Annotated in this window: 15 protein-coding genes, 5 tRNA genes and 1 other RNA gene; 10 read left to right on the forward strand and 11 right to left on the reverse strand. The window is 54.1% G+C overall.

Annotation, left to right across the window (positions count from 1 at the left end):
* From nrdF to emrB, 10 genes are all read left to right on the forward strand, one after another.
* Entirely contained in the window at positions 1 to 960 is a 960-nt protein-coding gene (nrdF, locus tag F384_RS14575) for a class 1b ribonucleoside-diphosphate reductase subunit beta (RefSeq protein ID WP_046485556.1), read from the forward strand.
* Between the two features lie 354 nt (positions 961 to 1,314).
* Positions 1,315 to 2,517, forward strand: a complete 1,203-nt coding sequence (proV, locus tag F384_RS14580) for a glycine betaine/L-proline ABC transporter ATP-binding protein ProV (protein WP_046485559.1) — start codon at positions 1,315 to 1,317, stop codon at positions 2,515 to 2,517.
* Complete coding sequence (gene proW / locus F384_RS14585; RefSeq protein ID WP_046485562.1) at positions 2,510 to 3,574, forward strand: glycine betaine/L-proline ABC transporter permease ProW; 1,065 nt, start codon at positions 2,510 to 2,512, stop codon at positions 3,572 to 3,574. The genes proV and proW overlap by 8 nt, the downstream gene beginning before the upstream one ends.
* A gap of 188 nt (positions 3,575 to 3,762) precedes the next feature.
* The gene (gene proX / locus F384_RS14590; protein ID WP_046485565.1) at positions 3,763 to 4,758 is read left to right on the forward strand and encodes a glycine betaine/L-proline ABC transporter substrate-binding protein ProX; all 996 of its coding nucleotides are present in this window, start codon (positions 3,763 to 3,765) and stop codon (positions 4,756 to 4,758) included.
* Between the two features lie 208 nt (positions 4,759 to 4,966).
* Positions 4,967 to 6,151, forward strand: a complete 1,185-nt coding sequence (locus F384_RS14595) for an MFS transporter (protein WP_046485568.1) — start codon at positions 4,967 to 4,969, stop codon at positions 6,149 to 6,151.
* A gap of 124 nt (positions 6,152 to 6,275) precedes the next feature.
* A complete protein-coding gene (locus F384_RS14600; protein ID WP_046498200.1) occupies positions 6,276 to 7,013 on the forward strand; it encodes an AzlC family ABC transporter permease in 738 nt (245 codons plus the stop codon).
* On the forward strand, positions 7,003 to 7,338 hold the full coding sequence (gene ygaH / locus F384_RS14605) for an L-valine transporter subunit YgaH (protein WP_046485571.1): 336 nt from the start codon (positions 7,003 to 7,005) through the stop codon (positions 7,336 to 7,338). The genes F384_RS14600 and ygaH overlap by 11 nt, the downstream gene beginning before the upstream one ends.
* A gap of 90 nt (positions 7,339 to 7,428) precedes the next feature.
* A complete protein-coding gene (gene mprA / locus F384_RS14610) occupies positions 7,429 to 7,959 on the forward strand; it encodes a transcriptional repressor MprA (RefSeq protein WP_046485576.1) in 531 nt (176 codons plus the stop codon).
* A gap of 124 nt (positions 7,960 to 8,083) precedes the next feature.
* Positions 8,084 to 9,256: a multidrug efflux MFS transporter periplasmic adaptor subunit EmrA gene (gene emrA, locus F384_RS14615; RefSeq protein ID WP_046485579.1), complete on the forward strand. Its 1,173-nt coding sequence runs from the start codon at positions 8,084 to 8,086 to the stop codon at positions 9,254 to 9,256.
* Between the two features lie 15 nt (positions 9,257 to 9,271).
* On the forward strand, positions 9,272 to 10,810 hold the full coding sequence (emrB, locus tag F384_RS14620; RefSeq protein ID WP_046485582.1) for a multidrug efflux MFS transporter permease subunit EmrB: 1,539 nt from the start codon (positions 9,272 to 9,274) through the stop codon (positions 10,808 to 10,810).
* A 64-nt stretch (positions 10,811 to 10,874) separates the two neighbouring features.
* Here the strand turns inward: emrB and luxS are convergent, their stop codons facing one another.
* The 11 genes from luxS to csrA all read right to left on the reverse strand — a co-directional run bounded on the left by luxS (position 10,875) and on the right by csrA (position 15,642).
* On the reverse strand, positions 10,875 to 11,390 hold the full coding sequence (luxS, locus tag F384_RS14625) for an S-ribosylhomocysteine lyase (protein WP_016154160.1): 516 nt from the start codon (positions 11,388 to 11,390) through the stop codon (positions 10,875 to 10,877).
* A 148-nt stretch (positions 11,391 to 11,538) separates the two neighbouring features.
* A complete protein-coding gene (gene gshA, locus F384_RS14630; RefSeq protein ID WP_046485590.1) occupies positions 11,539 to 13,095 on the reverse strand; it encodes a glutamate--cysteine ligase in 1,557 nt (518 codons plus the stop codon).
* Between the two features lie 78 nt (positions 13,096 to 13,173).
* Positions 13,174 to 13,602: a YqaA family protein gene (locus F384_RS14635; RefSeq protein ID WP_042999619.1), complete on the reverse strand. Its 429-nt coding sequence runs from the start codon at positions 13,600 to 13,602 to the stop codon at positions 13,174 to 13,176.
* The gene (gene yqaB, locus F384_RS14640) at positions 13,599 to 14,165 is read right to left on the reverse strand and encodes a fructose-1-phosphate/6-phosphogluconate phosphatase (protein ID WP_046485594.1); all 567 of its coding nucleotides are present in this window, start codon (positions 14,163 to 14,165) and stop codon (positions 13,599 to 13,601) included. Before yqaB ends, F384_RS14635 begins: the two co-directional genes overlap by 4 nt.
* A gap of 272 nt (positions 14,166 to 14,437) precedes the next feature.
* Positions 14,438 to 14,514 (reverse strand) — tRNA-Arg (locus F384_RS14645).
* A 29-nt stretch (positions 14,515 to 14,543) separates the two neighbouring features.
* A non-coding RNA gene (locus tag F384_RS28265) (RtT sRNA) lies at positions 14,544 to 14,675 on the reverse strand.
* A gap of 2 nt (positions 14,676 to 14,677) precedes the next feature.
* A tRNA-Arg gene (locus tag F384_RS14650) sits at positions 14,678 to 14,754 on the reverse strand.
* A 62-nt stretch (positions 14,755 to 14,816) separates the two neighbouring features.
* A tRNA-Arg gene (locus tag F384_RS14655) sits at positions 14,817 to 14,893 on the reverse strand.
* A gap of 63 nt (positions 14,894 to 14,956) precedes the next feature.
* A tRNA-Arg gene (locus F384_RS14660) sits at positions 14,957 to 15,033 on the reverse strand.
* Positions 15,034 to 15,036: 3 nt separating this feature from the next.
* Positions 15,037 to 15,129 (reverse strand) — tRNA-Ser (locus tag F384_RS14665).
* Between the two features lie 327 nt (positions 15,130 to 15,456).
* Positions 15,457 to 15,642, reverse strand: a complete 186-nt coding sequence (gene csrA, locus F384_RS14670; protein WP_000906486.1) for a carbon storage regulator CsrA — start codon at positions 15,640 to 15,642, stop codon at positions 15,457 to 15,459.
* Between the last annotated feature and the right edge of the window lie 42 nt (positions 15,643 to 15,684).

A 15,684-nucleotide genomic window follows, 5' to 3' on the forward strand; every position in this document is an offset into this window, starting at 1 on the left:
ATGACATTATCACGCGTGAGCGCCATCAACTGGAATAAGATTCAGGACGATAAGGATCTGGAAGTGTGGAATCGTCTGACCAGCAACTTCTGGCTGCCGGAAAAAGTGCCGTTGTCTAACGATATTCCGGCGTGGCAAAGCCTGAGCGCCGCCGAGCAGCAGCTTACCATCCGCGTCTTTACCGGGCTGACGCTGCTCGACACCATCCAGAACATCGCCGGAGCCCCGTCTCTGATGCCGGATTCCCTGACGCCGCACGAGGAAGCGGTGCTGTCGAATATCAGTTTTATGGAAGCGGTGCACGCCCGCTCCTACAGTTCCATCTTCTCTACGCTGTGCCAGACCAAAGATGTTGACGCCGCCTACGCCTGGAGTGAAGAAAATGTGCCGTTACAGCAGAAGGCGCAAATTATCCTCGCCCATTACGCCAGCGACGATCCCTTAAAGAAGAAGATTGCCAGCGTGTTTCTGGAATCCTTCCTGTTCTATTCCGGCTTCTGGCTGCCAATGTATTTATCCAGCCGTGGCAAGCTCACCAATACCGCCGATCTGATCCGGCTTATCATTCGTGACGAAGCGGTTCATGGCTTTTACATTGGCTATAAGTACCAGAAAGGGCTGGAAACACTGTCTCAATCCAGGCGTGATGAGCTGAAGGATTTCGCCCTCAACCTGCTGATGGAACTGTACGATAACGAAGTCCGTTATACCGAAGAACTGTATGCCGACACCACCTGGGCTGAGGATGTCAACGCGTTCCTCTGTTACAACGCCAACAAGGCGTTAATGAACCTGGGTTATGAGGCGCTGTTCCCGGCGGAAATGGCGGATGTAAACCCGGCGATCCTTGCCGCGCTGTCGCCCAACGCCGACGAAAACCACGACTTTTTCTCCGGTTCAGGGTCATCATATGTAATGGGTAAAGCCGTCGAAACGGAAGATGAAGACTGGAATTTTTAACGCAAATTAATATGAGGAATATCACTAAAATAATGATGTTAATATTTTAAGCAGATCACGTTTTTATCACCCAACTATTTCAGGGTGATCTACACTCAATAGCGGTTGTCATATTCGCCTGAATTTTCGAAATTCAGGCGCCTTTTCAGTGGTCCTTACAAAAATATTTACCGCCCGCAGTTTGCTCTCAGCCCTTATATCATGGGAAGTCACGGCAATTTGCCTTCCACCCTATTTTGCCTCATTTCACATTCAGGGTTGTCTCAGATTCTCAGTATGTTAGGGTAGAAAAAGGTGACTATTTCTATCAGGTAACATATCGATATATATAAATAACAGGAATCTTTCTATTGCATGGCAATTAAATTAGAAGTTAAAAATCTATATAAAGTATTTGGAGAGCATCCACAACGCGCCTTCAAATATATTGAAAAAGGACTTTCAAAAGAACACATTCTGGAAAAAACAGGGCTATCGCTTGGCGTTAAAGACGCCAGTCTGGCCATTGAAGAAGGCGAGATATTTGTCATCATGGGATTATCCGGTTCGGGTAAATCCACAATGGTACGCCTTCTCAATCGCCTGATTGAACCCACCCGCGGACAGGTACTGATTGACGGCGTCGATATCGCCAAAATATCGGATGCCGAACTCCGCGAGGTGCGCAGAAAAAAGATTGCGATGGTCTTCCAGTCATTTGCGCTCATGCCGCACATGACCGTTCTGGACAATACCGCATTCGGCATGGAATTAGCCGGTGTGAGTGCTGAGGAACGTCGCGAAAAAGCGCTGGACGCCCTGCGTCAGGTGGGACTTGAGAATTACGCCCACGGCTATCCGGATGAACTTTCCGGCGGGATGCGTCAGCGTGTCGGTCTTGCCCGGGCATTAGCCATTAACCCTGACATCTTATTAATGGATGAAGCCTTCTCCGCGCTTGATCCCTTAATTCGTACCGAGATGCAGGATGAACTGGTGAAACTGCAGGCGAAACATCAGCGTACCGTGGTCTTTATTTCCCACGATCTCGATGAAGCAATGCGTATTGGTGACCGAATTGCCATTATGCAAAATGGCGAAGTGGTTCAGGTCGGTACCCCGGATGAAATTCTGAATAATCCGGCGAACGATTATGTCCGCACCTTCTTCCGTGGCGTCGATATTAGCCAGGTCTTTAGCGCAAAAGATATTGCCCGCCGTAGTCCGGTCGGACTGATTCGTAAAACGCCAGGCTTTGGCCCCCGTTCTGCCCTGAAATTATTGCAGGATGAAGACCGTGAATATGGTTACGTCATCGAACGCGGCAATAAGTTTGTTGGCGTGGTCTCCATCGACTCATTAAAAGCGGCATTAGGCCAGTCCCAGAACATTGATGGGGCGCTGCTCGACGAGCCATTGGCCGTGGATGCGCAAACCCCGCTTAGCGAGTTGCTCTCTCATGTCGGACAGGCGCCGTGCGCGGTGCCGGTTATTGATGAGGAACAACAGTATGTCGGCATTATTTCAAAACGCATGCTGCTACAGGCTTTAGATCGCGAGGGGACAAACAATGGCTGATCAATCCAATCCGTGGGATACCGCACCAGCGACCGATAGCGCCGCACAATCCGCTGACGCCTGGGGCACGCCGTCAGGAACGCCTGCCGACAGCGGCAGCGCAGACTGGCTGACCAGCGCGCCTGCGCCAGCACCAGAGCATTTCAATATTATGGATCCGTTCCATAAAACGCTGATCCCGCTCGACAGTTGGGTGACCGATGGGATCGACTGGGTAGTCACCCATTTTCGCCCCCTCTTCCAGGGCATTCGTGTTCCGGTGGATTACATCCTTAACGGTTTTCAGCAACTGCTGCTGGGGATGCCCGCACCGGTGGCGATTATTATTTTCGCGCTGATCGCCTGGCAGATTTCCGGCGTCGGGATGGGCGTGGCGACGCTGATTTCCCTGATTGCGATCGGTGCCATCGGTGCCTGGTCGCAGGCGATGATTACGCTGGCGTTGGTGCTGACCGCCCTGTTGTTCTGTGTGGTGATCGGTCTGCCGATGGGGATCTGGCTGGCGCGCAGTCCACGGGCGGCGAAGATCGTTCGTCCGCTGCTCGACGCTATGCAGACAACGCCGGCATTCGTTTATCTGGTGCCAATTGTGATGCTGTTCGGCATCGGTAACGTGCCGGGAGTGGTGGTGACGATCATCTTTGCGCTGCCGCCCATTGTGCGTCTGACGATCCTCGGGATTAACCAGGTTCCAGCCGATCTGATCGAAGCGTCACGCTCGTTCGGGGCCAGCCCGCGTCAGATGCTGTTCAAAGTTCAGCTACCGCTGGCGATGCCCACCATTATGGCGGGGGTCAACCAGACGCTCATGCTCGCCCTTTCGATGGTCGTGATCGCCTCCATGATTGCCGTCGGCGGCCTGGGTCAGATGGTATTGCGCGGTATCGGTCGTCTCGATATGGGACTGGCTACCGTCGGCGGGGTCGGCATTGTGATCCTCGCCATCATTCTGGACCGTCTGACTCAGGCTGTGGGCCGCGACTCCCGGAGTCGGGGTAATCGCCGCTGGTACACCACAGGTCCCGTTGGGCTCATCACGCGCCCTTTCACTAAGTAATTCACCTGTTGCCCGGTGGCGCGATGCTTACCGGGCCTACACTCATAAACTTACACAAAATCATTCAGGTTGCATCGAGGCGGCAAACGAAGGTATCCCCAGGAGCGTACACGCAGTACGTGACTGGGGTGCATGAGTGCAGCCAACAAAGAGGCAACCTGAAGGATGAAGTGTAATAAGGAACAACGATGCGACAGAAGATGATTATTGCCACAGCGTTTGCCACCCTTGTCTCTACCAGCGCTTTCGCTGCCGACCTACCAGGCAAAGGCATTACCGTCCAACCGGTACAGAGCACCATCACCGAAGAAACGTTCCAGACGCTGCTGGTGAGCCGCGCGCTGGAGAAACTGGGTTACACCGTCAACAAAACGAGCGAAGTCGACTATAACGTGGGCTACACCTCTATCGCCTCCGGCGATGCCACCTTTACCGCCGTCAACTGGCAACCGCTGCACGATGATATGTATTCCGCGGCAGGCGGGGACAAAAAGTTCTGGCGTGAAGGCACGTTTGTCACCGGTGCCGCACAGGGTTATCTGATCGATAAGAAAACCGCAGAGCAATACAAAATCACCAATATCGCCCAGTTGAAAGACCCTAAAATCGCCAAAATTTTTGACACCAACGGCGACGGTAAAGCGGACATGATGGGCTGCTCGCCGGGCTGGGGGTGTGAAGCGGTCATTAACCACCAGAACAAAGCGTTTGATCTGGAAAAAACTGTCGACGTCAGCCACGGTAACTACGCGGCGATGATGGCCGATACCATCACTCGCTTTAAAGAAGGGAAACCTGTCTTGTATTACACATGGACGCCTTACTGGGTGAGCGACGTGATGAAGCCGGGCAAAGATGTGGTCTGGTTGCAGGTGCCGTTCTCCTCGCTGCCGGGCGAGCAGAAAGATATCGATACCAAACTGCCGAACGGCGCGAACTATGGCTTCCCGGTCAATACCATGCACATCGTTGCCAACAAAGCCTGGGCAGAGAAAAACCCGGCGGCGGCGAAACTGTTTGCCATCATGAAACTGCCGCTGGCGGACATCAACGCGCAGAACGCCATGATGCATGACGGTAAAGCGTCGGAAGCTGACGTTCAGGGTCACGTTGACGGCTGGATCAAAGCCCACCAGCAGCAGTTCGACGGCTGGATAAACGACGCGCTGGCTGCGCAGAAGTAATCCCACTCGTAGGCCTGATAGGCGTAGCGCCATCAGGCACAGTAACCACACCAAGGCCGGATGGCGCGCGATGCGCTTATCCGGCCTACACGCTTTCTCTTCTCCTCTGACCGCACAATCCGGCACGCAACAAATCCCCTACATTCATAAATGTCCGCTATGATTGATTCCCTAAGAAATCATCACCTGACTCACGATTGCGAACATAATGACAAAAAACTCCCACGGGCTGAGCCCGGCACTGATCGTTCTCATGTCTGTGGCAACCGGTCTGGCTGTCGCCAGCAACTACTATGCACAGCCGCTGCTCGATACCATCGCGCGCAACTTCTCGCTTTCCGCCAGTTCAGCCGGGTTTATTGTCACCGCCGCCCAACTGGGTTACGCCGCCGGTTTGCTGTTTCTGGTTCCGCTTGGCGATATGTTTGAACGCCGGACGCTGATCGTCACCATGACGCTGCTGGCGGCGGGCGGAATGCTCATTACCGCCAGCAGTCAGTCGCTGGCGATGATGATCCTCGGTACGGCGCTGACCGGGCTCTTTTCCGTGGTCGCACAGATTCTGGTGCCGTTGGCGGCGACGCTTGCCACACCGGATAAACGCGGCAAAGTAGTCGGGACCATCATGAGCGGCCTGCTGCTGGGTATTTTACTGGCGCGTACCGTGGCGGGCCTGCTGGCGAATCTCGGCGGCTGGCGTACCGTCTTCTGGGTCGCCTCCGTATTGATGGCGCTGATGGCTATCGCCCTGTGGCGCGGCTTGCCGAAGGTGAAGTCCGACACCCACCTGAACTACCCGCAACTGCTGGGGTCGGTATTCAGTTTGTTTACTCGCGATAAACTGCTGCGCACCCGTGCGCTGCTGGGCTGCCTGACCTTCGCCAACTTCAGCATTCTCTGGACCTCAATGGCCTTTTTACTGGCGGCCCCGCCGTTTAACTATTCCGAAGGGATGATTGGCCTGTTTGGGCTGGCGGGTGCCGCTGGCGCGCTCGGCGCACGTCCGGCAGGCGGTTTTGCGGATAAAGGGCATTCTCATCTCACCACGACCTGGGGCTTGCTGTTACTGCTGCTCTCCTGGCTCGCTATCTGGCTGGGACACGCCTCGGTACTGGCGCTGATTGTGGGGATCCTGGTACTGGACCTCACCGTTCAGGGGGTTCACATTACCAACCAGACGGTGATTTATCGTCTTTATCCGCAGGCGCGAAACCGCCTGACTGCCGGGTATATGACCAGCTATTTTATCGGCGGTGCCGCAGGGTCGTTAATCTCCGCCTCGGCCTGGCAGCATGCCGGATGGCTGGGCGTTTGTCTGGCGGGGACGACCGTTGCCATACTGAACCTGCTGGTCTGGTGGCGAGGATTTCACCGACAAGAAGCCGCTATTTAAGCGCTCAGCAAGCGTTTGCGTTCGTTTGGGCTCCTGAGGGTGTTAAGGAGCCCCCCAGTCTGTTAAGGTGATAGGGATTATTAACCCTGATAATTTTAACATTGGTGATAACGCGCATAATTATATGGAAAGGCCCGTTTCTCTGCCCAATACTCCTCCGGCGACCTGCGCGGAAGGATTCAAAGACAGCTTACCCATCGTCATTAGCTACATTCCTGTTGCCTTTGCATTTGGTCTCAATGCGACCCGCCTCGGGTTTAGCCCTGTTGAGAGCGTGTTCTTCTCCTGCATTATTTATGCTGGCGCCAGCCAGTTCGTTATCACGACCATGCTCGCCGCAGGCAGCACATTGTGGGTTGCCGCCCTGACCGTCATGGCGATGGATGTACGCCATGTTTTATACGGCCCTTCTCTGCGCAGTCGTATCGCTCTGAAACTCAGTAAACCGAAAACCGCCCTGTGGGCTTTTGGCCTCACCGACGAAGTTTTTGCCGCTGCCACCGCGAAGCTGGTGCGGGATAATCGTCGCTGGAGCGAGAACTGGATGATCGGCATTGCATTTTGCTCCTGGGCCTCATGGGTGCTGGGAACGGTAATCGGCGCCTTTTCCGGCAGCGGTTTATTGAAAGGATTCCCGGCGGTCGAAGCGGCGCTCGGGTTTATGCTGCCCGCGCTGTTTATGAGTTTTCTGCTGGCGTCATTCCAGCGCAAACAGTCCCTGTGCGTGACCGCCGCACTCGCTGGCGCACTGGCGGGCGTGACGCTGTTTTCCATCCCCGCCGCAATTCTTGCGGGGATTGTGTGCGGCTGTCTGACCGCGCTGATTCAGGCTTTCTGGCAAGGGGTTCCCGATGCGCTATGAGGTACTGCTACTCGGGTTGCTGGTCGGCTGTGTGAATTATGGGTTTCGCTATTTACCGCTGCGCCTGAAGATGGGAAACACTCGTCCGGGCAAGCGTGGCGCAACCGGCGTACTACTCGACACCATCGGCATAGCATCAATTTGCGCCCTGCTGGTTGTGTCAACGGCCCCTGAGGTGATGCACGACGCCAGTCGCTTCGTGCCGACGCTCGTGGGTTTTGCTGTATTGGGTGCAAGTTTTTATAAAACGCGCAGCATCATTGTTCCCACGCTATTAAGTGCTCTGGCCTATGGACTAGCGTGGAAAATGTTGGCGGTTTTATAGGATACAAGAATCATTTTAATTTAATAATACATTTACTTTATTTGTCACTGTCGTTACTATATCGGCTGAAATTAATGAGGTCATGCCCAAATGGATAGTTCGTTTACGCCCATTGAACAAATGCTAAAATTTCGCGCCAGCCGCCACGAGGATTTTCCTTATCAGGAAATTCTGCTGACTCGTCTTTGCATGCATATGCAAGGAAAGCTGCTGGATAATCGCAATAAAATGCTGAAAGCTCAAGGGATTAACGAGACGTTGTTTATGGCGTTGATTACGCTGGAGTCTCAGGAAAACCACAGCATTCAGCCTTCTGAACTGAGCTGTGCCCTGGGGTCATCGCGTACTAACGCGACACGTATCGCTGATGAGCTGGAAAAGCGCGGTTGGATCGAGCGCCGTGAAAGCGACAACGATCGTCGTTGCCTGCATCTACAGTTAACCGATAAGGGTCATGCTTTTTTGCGCGAGGTATTACCACCGCAACATAACTGCCTGCATCAACTTTGGTCTGCACTGAGTACTGCAGAGAAAGACCAGCTTGAGCACATCACCCGTAAGCTTCTGACGCGTCTCGATCAGATGGACCAGGATGGTGCTATCCTTGAGGCGCTGAGCTAACGCGTCGACTCGCTCAATAATCCAGATTAAGAAAGAAAACTGACTGGCCAGCACCTGAACGTGCTGGCCTTTCTGGTAAACAGCTCGGCCCAGCCGACGAAAAAATAAGATCGTGGAGAACAACATGAGCGCAAATGCGGAGACTCAAACCCCGCAGCAACCGGTTAAGAAGAAAAGCAAACGTAAAAGCATGCTACTCCTCCTGACCTTGCTCTTTATCATTATTGCTGTGGCATATGGGATTTATTGGTTTTTGGTACTGCGTCATGTCGAAGAGACCGATGATGCATACGTGGCAGGGAACCAGGTTCAAATCATGGCACAGGTATCCGGCAGTGTGACGAAAGTCTGGGCGGATAACACTGACTTTGTTAAACAGGGTGACGTTCTCGTCACGCTCGATCAAACGGATGCCAGACAGGCATTTGAAAAAGCGAAGACCGCGCTGGCCTCCAGCGTTCGTCAGACGCATCAGTTAATGATCAACAGCAAGCAGTTGCAGGCGAGCATTGAGGTGCAGAGAACCGCCCTCGCCCAGGCGCAAAGCGATTTTAACCGTCGCGTACCGCTCGGTAACGCCAACCTGATCGGCCGCGAAGAGCTGCAACACGCGCGTGATGCCGTGGCCAGCGCGCAGGCGCAGCTTGATGTTGCCATTCAGCAATACAATGCGAATCAGGCGATGATTCTGGACAGCAAGCTGGAAGATCAGCCCGCCGTCCAGCAGGCCGCCACCGAAGTGCGTAACGCCTGGCTGGCGCTGGAACGAACCAAAATCGTCAGCCCGATGACCGGCTACGTTTCTCGTCGCGCCGTGCAGCCTGGCGCACAAATTAGCCCTACGACGCCGCTGATGGCCGTGGTTCCGGCTACCAATCTGTGGGTTGACGCTAACTTCAAAGAGACGCAGCTTGCCCATATGCGTATCGGTCAACCGGCAACGGTCATCAGCGATATCTACGGCGATGACGTTAAATACACCGGTAAAGTGGTGGGTCTTGATATGGGGACCGGCAGCGCCTTCTCTCTGCTGCCAGCACAGAACGCGACCGGTAACTGGATCAAAGTGGTTCAGCGACTGCCCGTGCGTATCGAACTGGACGCACAGCAGTTGGCGCAGCATCCGTTGCGGATTGGTTTATCGACGCTCGTCACCGTCGATACCGCGAATCGCGACGGTCAGGTGCTGGCCAGCCAGGTTCGCACTACGCCGGTGTCTGAGAGTAACGCCCGTGAAATCAGCCTTGCCCCGGTCAACAAGCTGATCGAAGAGATTGTGCAGGCCAACGCAGGCTAATCTGAGGTGCGTGTGATGCAACAGCAAAAACCGCTGGAGGGCGCGCAGCTCGTCATTATGACGATTGCGCTGTCGCTGGCGACATTCATGCAGGTGCTGGACTCCACCATTGCTAACGTGGCGATCCCCACTATCGCCGGGAACCTGGGCTCATCGCTGAGCCAGGGGACGTGGGTGATCACCTCCTTCGGGGTGGCGAACGCCATCTCGATTCCCATCACCGGCTGGCTGGCAAAGCGCGTCGGGGAAGTGAAGCTGTTCATGTGGTCAACGGTGGCGTTTGCCATTGCCTCATGGGCGTGCGGCGTCTCCAACAGCCTGAACATGCTGATCTTCTTCCGCGTTGTTCAGGGGGTCGTTGCCGGGCCGCTGATCCCGCTTTCGCAAAGTCTGCTGCTTAATAACTATCCTCCCGCGAAGCGCTCTATCGCGCTGGCGCTGTGGTCGATGACGGTGATCGTCGCGCCGATTTGCGGCCCGATTCTGGGCGGCTATATCAGCGATAACTATCACTGGGGCTGGATCTTCTTTATCAACGTGCCAATCGGTATTGTGGTGGTTCTGATGACGCTGCAAACCCTGCGCGGTCGCGAAACGCGTACCGAGCAGCGGCGGATTGATGCCATCGGGCTGGCGCTGCTGGTGGTTGGTATCGGTAGCTTGCAGATTATGCTCGACCGGGGGAAAGAGCTGGACTGGTTCGCCTCGCAGGAAATCGTCATTCTGACCGTGGTGGCGGTGGTCGCCATTAGCTTCCTGATTGTCTGGGAGCTCACCGACGACAACCCCATTGTCGATCTCTCGCTCTTTAAGTCGCGAAACTTTACCATCGGCTGTTTGTGTATCAGTCTGGCCTATATGTTGTACTTCGGGGCGATTGTTCTGCTGCCGCAGCTCTTGCAGGAGGTCTACGGTTATACCGCGACGTGGGCAGGTCTGGCGTCCGCGCCGGTGGGGATCATTCCGGTGATCCTGTCGCCGATTATTGGCCGCTTTGCCCATAAGCTGGATATGCGCAGGCTGGTGACGTTCAGCTTTATTATGTACGCCGTCTGCTTCTACTGGCGTGCGTGGACGTTTGAACCGGGAATGGACTTCGGTGCCTCCGCCTGGCCGCAGTTTATTCAGGGCTTCGCGGTCGCGTGCTTCTTTATGCCGCTGACGACCATCACGCTGTCTGGCCTACCGCCGGAGCGCCTGGCGGCAGCATCGAGTTTGTCTAACTTTACGCGAACGCTGGCGGGGTCAATCGGAACATCGATTACCACCACCATGTGGACCAACCGGGAGTCGATGCACCACGCGCAGCTAACCGAGTCGGTGAATCCGTATAATCCGAACGCGCAGGCAATGTACGATCAGCTACAGGGACTGGGCATGACGCAGCAGCAGGCGTCAGGCTGGATAGCCCAGCAGATCACCAATCAGGGGCTGATTATTTCGGCTAACGAGATCTTCTGGATGTCGGCGGGGATCTTCCTCGTATTGCTCGGCCTGGTCTGGTTCGCTAAACCCCCGTTTGGTGCGGGCGGTGGCGGCGGTGGCGCGCACTAGCTGACCGCGATAAAAAAGCCCGTTCAGTTGAACGGGCTTTTTTTGGTCGGTAATCACACAACGACTAAATGTGCAGTTCCTGCAACTTCTCTTTCGGCAGCGCCAGCTCTTCGTTGCTGTTGACGCGAACGTCGTGTTCCAGGATATGACGCGCGATGTCCTGTGCTTCGCTCAGTGAGTGCATCTGATACGTGCCGCACTGGTAGACGTTCAGTTCCGGGATCTGATTCTGATCCTGAACTTTTAGCACATCAGCCATTGCCGCTTTCCAGGCATCGGCTACGCGCTGCTCGTCAGGCGTCCCAATCAGGCTCATATAGAAACCGGTACGGCAGCCCATCGGGGAGATATCGATAATCTCGACACCATTGCCGTTGAGGTGATTACGCATAAAGCCTGCGAACAGATGCTCCAGCGTGTGAATCCCTTTCTCCGGCATCACCTCTTTGTTTGGAATGCAGAAACGCAGATCAAACACGGTAATGGCGTCGCCATGCGGGGTGTTCATCGTTTTCGCCACGCGGACTGCAGGTGCTTCCATCCGGGTATGATCGACAGTGAAGCTATCTAACAACGGCATTTAGCCACCTCCGATAATTTTTTTAAAATAAACTGAACTCTTCGTTCCGGTGCGAGTCTGAGTATATGAAAGACGCGCATTTGTTATCATCATCCCTGTTTTCAGAGATGAAATTTTGGCCACTCCCGAGTGGCCTTTTTCTTTTCTGTCAGGCCTGTTTTTCCAGCCAGGTGTCAAACGGCTCGGTATCTGCCGCTTCAACCTCACGCTGACGACGTATTGAAGCGTCACGTTCAGTCACAAAGTCGTCTTCCTGCAACAGTTCCAGCGGCTCTTCACGCAACAGATTGCGATAAGCTTCGCCCAGCGCCTTGCCCGTGCCGCCAATGCCTGTATCCAGCATAGACCGCAGAATACGTGCAGAGAACGTCAATTCCGGATTATCAAAGCAGGCGACCAGTTCGTCACAGACTTTCTGATAATCCTCTCCGCCGTGGATGCTGTCCAGCGTTTGCGCCACGCGTTTCAGATCGCGGAACAAATCTTTGCCCACTTCAGGCAGCGGGAACTGCGCGGTTTCACAACCAATACCTAACGTCAGACCCGGTTTACGCCCTTCCAGAATCACCCGATTCCAGTTGGTCCGCGTACATAATAGCTCACTGCTGCTCATTTCCGGCGCATCGGCCAGCACGCACCAGACCATAAACAGGTCAAGGAAACGCACCTGCTGCTCGTCCACGCCGATTGGCGAGAACGGGTTGATATCCAGCGAGCGGACTTCGATGTACTCGATACCGCCGCGCAGAAGCGCATCTGAAGGCGATTCACCGCTACGCGTAACGCGTTTCGGACGAATGGGCGCATACAGCTCATTTTCAATCTGCAGCACGTTGCTGTTGATTTGCAAACGCTTACCGTCTTTTTCCAGCCCGACCGCCGCATACTCTTCAGAAGGCGTTTTTATCGCCCGCTTCAATCCTGCCACATATTCGTAGAGATCGTTAAACGTAATACCGAGATTGCTTTGTGATTTATTGGTATAACCCAGATCGCTCAGACGCAACGAGGTCGCGTACGGCAGGTAGTACATCCCACAGTCGGTTTTCTCAAATGGCAGCGTGGTCGGTTTGCCTTGCAGGAAGGAAGAACAAATCGCCGGGGACGCGCCAAACAGATAAGGAATGACCCAACCGAAGCGGTAATAGTTGCGGATCAGGCGGAAATAGCCGGCAGAGATTTTCTCTTTTGCCTCTTCGCCTTCCACAATGCCGCACTTCGCCTGCCAGAATGCCATCGGCAGCGAGAAGTTGTAGTGCACACCGGAGATGGTTTGCATCAGCGCACCGTAACGGTTTTTCAACCCTTCACGGTACAGCGTTTTCATGCGACCAATATTCGAGGTGCCGTATTGCGCCAGTTCAATGTCCTGACCTTCTGCAATGTAGCAAGGCATACTCAGCGGCCACATACGCTCATCGCCCATATTTCTGGCGGTATAACGATGCAGGTCACGCATGAAGGTCAGCATATGCTGGATATCGCCGTCTACTGGTGTAATAAACTCCAGCAGCGCTTCGGCGAAATCGGTGGTTATCCATTTATGCGTCAGCGCTGAGCCTAACGCTTCAGGATGTCCCGTTGTCGCCAACGTGCCATCCGCATTTACGCGCAATGTTTCGCGCTCCAGCCCGCGCTGAATCCCCTGTAGTGCCTGAGGATGTTTTTCCAGCCAGGCCAGAGCCTGTGATACGTCCGGGATCAAATCGACCTCCCGCCTGTCAAAATCGTATTAATTAGCATAATTGTAGTGGTTACCCTAAAGGCGAATCCCCAGGCACAATTAGTGCCACCAGGTAATGCCCTGAACGGTAGCAGCCGCGACGACAATATAGCGCAGCGCTTTGCCAAGGCATAAAAAAAAGAGTACCGGCCCCCACGAGAGGCGCATCCATCCCGCTAACAGGCACAATAAATCACCCACAACCGGCATCCAGCTTAATAATAGTGTGACCGCGCCATAGCGTTTAAGCCAGCCGGTGGCTTTCTCCTGCCAGCGCGATGTCTTGCGCAGCGGGAAGAAACGCCCAAGGATAACGTTAGTTAACCCTCCAAGGCTATTACCCATTGTTGCTGTTAACACTAAGACCCAGGGATGACTGAGTCCGGCCAGTAACATGGCAATCAGAACGACTTCCGAGTTGCCGGGCAACAGCGTAGCGCTGAGAAAACTGCTGGCGAACAATGAAAGGAGCGACAGTCCGTCACTCACAAGTGTCGAACGTCCACAGCATCCATTCCAGCGGCGCGTGCCGCCTGGATACCAAAATCAGCATCTTCGAATACCACGCACTGCGCCGGGGGCACGCCCATACGTTCGGCACAGAGCAGGAAAGTATCTGGCGCAGGTTTATGGTGCTGAACATGATCGGCGGCAACAACAGCATCAAAATAGCGACGCAACCCCAGATGGGCCAGCAGTGCTTCCGCGATCGCGCTTTCGCTGCCAGTTCCGACGGACATCGGGCGGCGGCCATGCCACGCTTTCACCACCTCAATCAGCGGCAGCGGCTCGACGCTGTCGAGGAGCATGATTTTTACCGCGTCGGTTTTTTCACGGGCTAACGCGTGGGGATCGAGATCCGCATGATTCAGCTCAATGATGGACTGCGCAATGCGCCATGTGGCTGAGCCGTTAAGGGCGATCATCGCCTGGAGATCAAAGTGCATACCGTAACGACCTAATACCTCAACCCACGCCTTACGGTGCGTCGGTTCAGTATCCAGAAGGGTACCATCCATATCGAAAATCAGACCCGCATAACGTTCGTACATAGCACTCTCACCCAGCAAATAAACAGACGTTACTTTATCGTAATTGCTGGATTTTGTCGCTGACGACGATGCTGAGGATTGTTCAGGGTCTCAATGCAGAGGGGGAATAAAGAGAGAAGATGGTGTATCTAAGAGAAGATAGTGCATCCGGGAGGATGACTCGGCTGCGCCTCGCCCTTCGGGCCGTTGCTGAAGCAACGTTATCTCTCCCTGGTATTTGCGAGAATCTCGCAGACCATGAAACAACAAACTTGCTGTTATTCTGGAGAAGATGGTGCATCCGGGAGGATTCGAACCTCCGACCGCTCGGTTCGTAGCCGAGTACTCTATCCAGCTGAGCTACGGATGCATCGGGACTTACTGTTATTCTGGAGAAGATGGTGCATCCGGGAGGATGACTCGGCTGCGCCTCGCCCTTCGGGCCGTTGCTGAAGCAACGTTATCTCTCCCTGGTACTTGCGAGAATCTCGCAGACCATGAAACAACAAACCTGCTGTTATCCTGGAGAAATATGGTGCATCCGGGAGGATTCGAACCTCCGACCGCTCGGTTCGTAGCCGAGTACTCTATCCAGCTGAGCTACGGATGCAATCGGAAAACGTATTTTACTGCCGATATTGATACTGCATAAAAGCGGTATCAAGTAAGAGATGGTGCATCCGGGAGGATTCGAACCTCCGACCGCTCGGTTCGTAGCCGAGTACTCTATCCAGCTGAGCTACGGATGCAATCGGGAAACTTACTTTACTGCAGATTTTGATACTGCTACTAAAGCCATATCAAGTAAGAGATGGTGCATCCGGGAGGATTCGAACCTCCGACCGCTCGGTTCGTAGCCGAGTACTCTATCCAGCTGAGCTACGGATGCAAATGGCGGTGAGGCGGGGATTCGAACCCCGGATGCAGCTTTTGACCGCATACTCCCTTAGCAGGGGAGCGCCTTCAGCCTCTCGGCCACCTCACCAACACGCCTCTTACGAGTGCTTCGAGTTTCTCGTTAAGAGCTTCTCGTCGCTGCGTGGCGCACATATTACTTTCTGGGACTTATAAGTCAAACAATTTTTCCTGAGCTTTTATCGTTTGCACACTTCACGTTCAATTAGTCTGCAAAAACGGCAAAAGGAGTGTTTTATCAACAGATAAATCGGTCTCTGGGGCTGCAATAGAAAAGCGCTACGGCGCCAGGAGAGCGTTACGCGAAACAGGATAAGAGTCACAACATGACGAAAAAGAGAGGGATTTACGAAGACATCAGGTTGCGCCTCACCCGAGCAGGTGAGACGCGGAAACCTTAGTAACTGGACTGCTGGGATTTTTCAGCCTGGATACGCTGGTAGATCTCTTCACGATGGACAGAAACTTCTTTCGGGGCGTTTACGCCGATGCGTACCTGGTTGCCCTTCACCCCTAAAACTGTCACGGTGACCTCATCTCCAATCATGAGGGTCTCACCAACTCGACGAGTCAGAATCAGCATTCTTTGCTCCTTGAAAGATTAAAAGAGTCGGGTCTCTCTGTA

This window comes from Citrobacter amalonaticus Y19 (assembly GCF_000981805.1).
GTDB lineage: Bacteria > Pseudomonadota > Gammaproteobacteria > Enterobacterales > Enterobacteriaceae > Citrobacter_A > Citrobacter_A amalonaticus_C.

Coding starts and splice junctions, on each gene's coding strand:
- csrA (WP_000906486.1), bottom strand. CDS start 15,642: ATGCTGATTCTGACTCGTCGAGTTGGTGAGACCCTCATGATTGGAGAT.
- proV (WP_046485559.1), top strand. CDS start 1,315: ATGGCAATTAAATTAGAAGTTAAAAATCTATATAAAGTATTTGGAGAG.
- yqaB (WP_046485594.1), bottom strand. CDS start 14,165: ATGTACGAACGTTATGCGGGTCTGATTTTCGATATGGATGGTACCCTT.
- proX (WP_046485565.1), top strand. CDS start 3,763: ATGCGACAGAAGATGATTATTGCCACAGCGTTTGCCACCCTTGTCTCT.
- proW (WP_046485562.1), top strand. CDS start 2,510: ATGGCTGATCAATCCAATCCGTGGGATACCGCACCAGCGACCGATAGC.
- luxS (WP_016154160.1), bottom strand. CDS start 11,390: ATGCCGTTGTTAGATAGCTTCACTGTCGATCATACCCGGATGGAAGCA.
- nrdF (WP_046485556.1), top strand. CDS start 1: ATGACATTATCACGCGTGAGCGCCATCAACTGGAATAAGATTCAGGAC.
- ygaH (WP_046485571.1), top strand. CDS start 7,003: ATGCGCTATGAGGTACTGCTACTCGGGTTGCTGGTCGGCTGTGTGAAT.
- emrA (WP_046485579.1), top strand. CDS start 8,084: ATGAGCGCAAATGCGGAGACTCAAACCCCGCAGCAACCGGTTAAGAAG.
- emrB (WP_046485582.1), top strand. CDS start 9,272: ATGCAACAGCAAAAACCGCTGGAGGGCGCGCAGCTCGTCATTATGACG.
- F384_RS14600 (WP_046498200.1), top strand. CDS start 6,276: ATGGAAAGGCCCGTTTCTCTGCCCAATACTCCTCCGGCGACCTGCGCG.
- F384_RS14595 (WP_046485568.1), top strand. CDS start 4,967: ATGACAAAAAACTCCCACGGGCTGAGCCCGGCACTGATCGTTCTCATG.
- mprA (WP_046485576.1), top strand. CDS start 7,429: ATGGATAGTTCGTTTACGCCCATTGAACAAATGCTAAAATTTCGCGCC.